The sequence below is a fragment of the Ramlibacter sp. genome (assembly GCF_035706265.1).
Classification (GTDB): Bacteria; Pseudomonadota; Gammaproteobacteria; order Burkholderiales; family Burkholderiaceae_C; genus Ramlibacter.
Map to the genome: position 1 here is coordinate 1 of NZ_DASSVG010000068.1, position 5343 is coordinate 5343.

Here is a 5343-nt window from a genome sequence, read left to right on the forward strand (position 1 = left end):
GGCCCCGGCATCGGCTACATGGTGACGACCATCGTGCTGGACATCCTGCTCGGCTTCCTGGCGGCCATCATCGTGGCCTGGTTCTCGCGCCAGCGCGAATTCCGCGCCGACCGCGGTTCCGCCCAGTTGCTGGGGCGCAAGCAGCCGATGATCAACGCGCTGGCCCGCCTGGGCGGCATGGTGCCGGGCGAGCTGCCCAAGGGCCTGCAGTCCATGGGCATCACCTCCGGCGTGGGCAAGCTGTTCTCCACCCACCCGCCGATCGAGGAACGCATCGCCGCGCTGCAGAACGCGTAAGCGGGGATAATCGGTTCCGTGAAGCCCGCCAGGCCGCCGCTGGTGCAATCGCCGAAAGGCCGCACTGGAGGAACGTCCGGACTGCACAGGGCAGCGTAGCAGGTAACACCTGTCCACCGCGAGGTGAGGATCAGAGCAACAGAGACGAGTCGGGATGCAGTCGCGGCGGTGCAGGCCGCCGCGGCGGCAGACCGGGTGAAACGGGCAATCTCTACGCGCAGCAATACCAAATAGGCCAGCATACGGAGGGCGGGTCCGCCCGGCCTCCCGATCCCGCGGTCCCGCGGGCTGCTGGCGGGTAGGTAGCACCGAGCCGGCGGGGTGACCCCCGGCCCAGATGAATGGCGGTCACGCCTGGGCGACCAGGCGCACAGAATCCGGCGTATCGGCGGGCTTCACACACATCTTCCGGCATGGCCCTCCTTGAGGCCGCGGGCACGTTCCACCGTGTCCGGGTGGCTGCTCAGGAGGTCCATCCACGCGGGGCCCTGCCGGGCCGCCGCCTTGTCACGATCCGGGCGCGCACCGAGCCCGAGCAGCAGGTCCGCCATCGGCCCGGCGGGCAAGCCCGCCTGCCGCAACAGGGCCGCCGCGAAGCAATCGGCTTCCGTCTCGTGGCTGCGCCGGTAGGCCAGGCCCGTGAGGAGCGAGGCACCGGTGGAGACGAGCGTGGACACGTCGCCCAGCGCCAGTCCCAGGCCGATGTTCAGCACGCCCTGTTCAACCACCATGCGCGTGGTGTGGCGGTGCATCACGTGGCCGATCTCGTGCGCCAGCACGCCGATCAGCGCGTCGTCCGGCAGGCCGTGGCGCGCGGCTTCCTGCACCAAGGCATCGGTCAGGACGATGGTGCCGCCCGGCAGCGCGAAGGCGTTGGGCGGCATGCCGGAGCGGAACTGCAGGGCCAGTTTGGGCGCGTAGCCAGGGTAGCGCCGCAGCGCGGGCGCGACCTGCGCCGCCAGGGCGTCGAAGCGCGCGCGCAGTGCGGCCCGGCGTTCGCCCGGCAGCTTGCTGGGATGCAGCCAGGCGCCGTCCATGTCCGTCAGCACCCGTTGCGAGAGGCCCAGCTCCCACTCCAGCGGCACGTGGCGCGTGAGCTGGGTGGCGGCCCAAGGCGTGCCCCAGCGGTAGAAGGCGAGCAGGGCGGCGACCGCCAGCACGGCCACCAGCAGGAAGGCGCTCCAGCGCGTCTGCATGCGCTGCGCCAGAGGCGCCTTGTGGCCGGCCTGTTGCAGGGCCGCCTGCCAGCCGACCACATCCTCGATCTCCAGGCTGCCGTGCGCGCGCAGGTCGACGACCACCTTGCGCGGTGCGCGGCGGCGGCTCCAGGCTTCGGGCAGGTCGATGTCGCGCTCGCGCAGCGGCGGCGGCACGGGGCCGCCGTCCAGCGCCTGCAGCAGCAGGGTGGGCCCGCCCGCGGCGCGCTGGACGCGCACCTGCACCTCGCGCGCGCGGCTGCTGCGCCCGTCGAACCAGGCTCCGCGCAGCACCGCGTGCATCAGCCGACCAGGCCCAGGCCCACCGCGTCGGCGATGGCGTCGCCCAAGCCCTGTTCCTCGCGCGCCAGCTGGCCGGCGAGCTGATCGAGGCCGCCCTTGACGTGCAGCGTCACGGATTCGGTTTTCATCCGGTACTCGCTCACCACTGCGAACGGGCGCCAGAAGCCCAGCGTCGCGAGCGTGAGCAGCAGGTTGCGGATGCGCAGGCCCACGTAGCGGCGGGCCTGCAGCTGGCAGCGGAAGCGGGCCACCTGGCTCACGCCGATGTTGTTCCACACCAGCTGGAAGATGCGCGCCTCGCGGTAGGCGCGCGCCGGCGCCGAGGCCAGGAACAGCAGCAGCATGGTGCCGAGCACCATGGCAATGACGAACAGGACGGCCAGCAGGCCGGTATCGCGCAGCTTGGGCAGCACGGCGAAGGACCCGCCCAGCGCCAGCGTGATGAGCGCGCCGACGATGGCCACCGTCAGCAGGAACACGCCCACGGTGGCGAGCCAGATCCGCACGAAATCGCCGAACACCGGTTTCCAGCGCCCCGGCTGGCCGCCGATGCGCCCGCGCAGCACCATCAGGCTCTTGTAGTTGTATTCCAGCCGCATCAGGCACCAGACCGACACCACCAGCGCACCGAGCGAGGTGGCCAGCAGCAGCGGCCCCTGCGCCGAAGCGCGCGCCGCCGGTGACAGGCCCGCCGGCACCAGCGCCTCCGCGAGCAGCAGCGAGGCGACCCAGGCGAGCGCCAGCACGAACAGCGGCCAGCTCGCGCGGTACACCTCGCCCCAGCCGGCGGCGAACTGCAGCCGCACGCCGCGCCAGCGCGTGGCGTTGAAGCGGAAGCGCATCGCGCTGCCCCAGAAGTAAGGCGCCAGCGCCGCGCCGCCCAGCAGCATCAGCGAGGCGACCGTGTCCTGCCCCGTCTGCGAGGCCAGCTTGAAGGCGGCATAGAGGGCCACCAGCAGCACGAAGCCGATCACCATCTTGCGCTGCTGCGCCGTGAATTCGAGCGGGCTGTCGGCCACCAGGGTGTGGCCGTAGAAATATTGCGCCGTGCGCCGGCGGGCGAAGGGCGTGTAGAAGCCCAGCGTCAGCACCGAGAGCAGCACGTTGACGATCCAGACGCGGAAGTATTCGCCGCCGCTGCCGGTGAATTCCACCGGGTAGCTGTCGATGCCGGGGCGCATGCCCGGTGCCCTCTTGTCCGCCATTCGCCCTCCGAGCCCCGCCGGCCAGTGTAGCCGGGCGGGAATCAGGGGGCCAGTTGCAGGGCCTCGATGCGTTGCACGTGGGCCAGCAGCGAACGCTTGGCCATCGGCCACATGCGCGGCGGCACGTCCGCGTAGGCCAGTTCCACCCAGTCGTCCAGCGTGCCTTCGGGGCGCTCGCGCATGGCGGCCGCGACGCGGGCCTCGCGCTGCAGCCGGTGGCCCTTCAGCATCTCGATCGCCTGGCGCGCGAACCCCAGCACGTGGCCGTGCGCCGGCAGGATGAACTCGATGCCGTGCCGGTCGCAGGCGGCGAGCAGGCGGTCCAGCGAATCGATGTAGGCCGACATGTCGCCGTCCGGCGGGTCGACGATCGTGGTGCTGCCATTGAGCACGTGGTCGCCGGAGAACAGCAGGCCGTCTTCCAGCAGCACCAGGCAGACGTGGTTGGCCGCATGGCCGGGCGTGTGGATCGCCTGCAGGCTGTGCTGGCGGCCCGCGCCGAAGACCGCGAGCACCTCGCCGTCGGCCAGCACGCGATCGGGCGTGAATTCGCTGGCGGCGCGCGCGGTGGGCGCCGAGGGCAGGCCGAAGATCGGCGGGGGCGTGCGGCACAGTGCCTGCAGCGGGCGGGCGCCCGGCGAGTGGTCCGGATGCGAATGGGTGCAGACGATCAGGCGGATGTCGCCGCCGGCGGCGCGCCAGATGCGCTGCTGGTGCTCGGGCTCGTCGGGGCCGGGGTCGATGGCGATGTAGCCCGTGTCCGGATCGCCCACCAGGTAGCTGTTGGTGCCGGGGCCGGTCATCACGCCGGGGTTGGGCGCGGTGATGCGGGTGACGTTCTTCAACAGCGGCACCGGCTGGTCGGTGCGCCAGTCCAGGTGGTGCAGCAACTGGCCGTCGGGGCAGACCAGGGCCAGCTCGCCGTACGGCATCTCGTGCTCCATGAAGCGCGCCTCGGCGCCCTGCACGAGGCCGGCGCGCGGGCAGCTCGTCCACAGGGGCTGCTCGCTCGCACACGCGGCGAGCACCGCCTCCACCGACCCGTAGCCACGCAGGCGCTCCAGCGTGCGGATGGTGGGGAAGATCATGAAGAACTGGCCGGCCTTGTGCCGCTCCAGCGCGTCCGCCGGGCGCACCCACACCGGCTCGAACTGCTCGGCCTCGTCGGCCACGGGCGTCTGGCCGGCCGGCATGCGCGCCACCAGGAAGGGCACGTCGAAGCGGCGCGGCAGGTCGCGGTCGGTGATCCAGCGGGCGAGCAGGAAGACCTGGTCGGCGGCGAGCACGAGGCCGCGTTCGCGGCACTGCGGCGCGAAGGGCGCGTGGCGGTCGAGCGCGGCGAGTTCCTGCGGGTCGACCGGGCGGCCGTCCGCATGCCGGGCGAGCAGCACGCCCAGCTCCTCGAAGCTCTCGCGGATCGCGGCGATGGCCTGCGTGAGGCGTTCGTCGGATTGGGTGGGACGGCGGCCGGCGAGCGCGTGCGCCTGCGCGTCGGCCGCGTCGATGCCGCCGCCGGGAAAGACATAGGCGCCCGGCGCGAAGCTGGCGGTGGGGGAGCGGCGCGTCATCAGCACCTCCACGCCGGCCGTGCCGTCGCGCAGCAGCAGGACGGTGGCGGCAGGGCGCGGGACTGCGGGTTCACGCTGAGGGTGCAGAAGCTGGCTGGCTCGTACCATGCCGGCGATTACATCACGGAGGTGCCCCATGGCCCCGACCCGTAGGTTGTTCGCCGCCGCCTTGCTCCTCGCCTGCGCGGCCCTTCCCCTCCATGCCCAGGTGGGCGACTGGCCCAAGCGCCAGCCGATCAAGCTGGTGGCGGTGTTCCCGCCCGGCGGCTCGGTGGACGCGGTCTCCCGCATCCTCGCCCAGCAGCTCACGCAGCAGCTGGGGCAGACGGTGATCGTGGAGAACAAGGTGGGCGCCTCCGGCGTGATCGGCACGCACGCCGTGGTGGCGGCGCCGCCGGACGGCTATTCCTACGCGGTCGTGTTCGACACCCACGGCGTCAACCCGAGCCTGATGCCCAGCATGCCGTACGACACGCGCAAGGACATCGCGCCGGTGATCGTGATCGGCACCGCGCCGATGGTGATCGCGACGCCGGCCGGCTCGGAGTACAAGAGCTTCGGCGACGTGCTCGCGACGGCGAAAGGCAAGAAGAACGTCGTCTTCGGCTCGGTGGGCTCCGGCACCCTGAGCCACCTGGCGATGGCGATGCTGGTGCGGCGCGGCGGGCTGGACATGACGCACGTGCCCTACAAGGGCGGCGGCCCGCTGATGCAGGACGCCGTGGCCGGCCACGTGCCGCTGTCGGTGGCCTCGGTGTTCGTGACCAAGCCGCA

The 5343-nt window shown here is 72.0% G+C and carries 5 protein-coding genes and 1 other RNA gene; 3 read left to right on the forward strand and 3 right to left on the reverse strand.

Going from position 1 to position 5343, the window contains the following annotated elements; translation table 11 throughout:
• Together VFM98_RS02410 and rnpB are read left to right on the forward strand one after the other, a co-directional pair.
• On the forward strand, positions 1-297 hold a 297-nt coding region (locus tag VFM98_RS02410; RefSeq protein WP_325108295.1), incomplete at its 5' end, for a M48 family metalloprotease.
• A 20-nt stretch (positions 298-317) separates the two neighbouring features.
• An RNA gene (gene rnpB, locus VFM98_RS02415) (RNase P RNA component class A) lies at positions 318-698 on the forward strand.
• Here rnpB and VFM98_RS02420 read toward each other — a convergent pair.
• The 3 genes from VFM98_RS02420 to VFM98_RS02430 are packed head-to-tail and all read right to left on the reverse strand — an operon-like array spanning position 693 to position 4677.
• Positions 693-1796, reverse strand: coding sequence for a M48 family metallopeptidase (locus VFM98_RS02420; RefSeq protein WP_325108296.1), 1104 nt, complete (start codon positions 1794-1796; stop codon positions 693-695). The two genes, rnpB and VFM98_RS02420, sit on opposite strands and share 6 nt — an antisense overlap.
• Positions 1796-3001, reverse strand: coding sequence for a YjgN family protein (locus tag VFM98_RS02425; RefSeq protein ID WP_325108297.1), 1206 nt, complete (start codon positions 2999-3001; stop codon positions 1796-1798). Before VFM98_RS02425 ends, VFM98_RS02420 begins: the two co-directional genes overlap by 1 nt.
• A gap of 41 nt (positions 3002-3042) precedes the next feature.
• Positions 3043-4677: an MBL fold metallo-hydrolase gene (locus VFM98_RS02430; protein ID WP_325108298.1), complete on the reverse strand. Its 1635-nt coding sequence runs from the start codon at positions 4675-4677 to the stop codon at positions 3043-3045.
• Between the two features lie 28 nt (positions 4678-4705).
• Here VFM98_RS02430 and VFM98_RS02435 point away from each other — a divergent pair.
• Positions 4706-5343 (forward strand): tripartite tricarboxylate transporter substrate-binding protein (locus VFM98_RS02435; RefSeq protein ID WP_325108299.1); only part of this gene is annotated, 638 nt, incomplete at its 3' end.

Excerpts from the sequence above, each read along its gene's own strand:
- VFM98_RS02420 (WP_325108296.1), bottom strand. The coding sequence starts at position 1,796 with ATGCACGCGGTGCTGCGCGGAGCCTGGTTCGACGGGCGCAGCAGCCGC.
- VFM98_RS02425 (WP_325108297.1), bottom strand. The coding sequence starts at position 3,001 with ATGGCGGACAAGAGGGCACCGGGCATGCGCCCCGGCATCGACAGCTAC.
- VFM98_RS02430 (WP_325108298.1), bottom strand. The coding sequence starts at position 4,677 with ATGGTACGAGCCAGCCAGCTTCTGCACCCTCAGCGTGAACCCGCAGTC.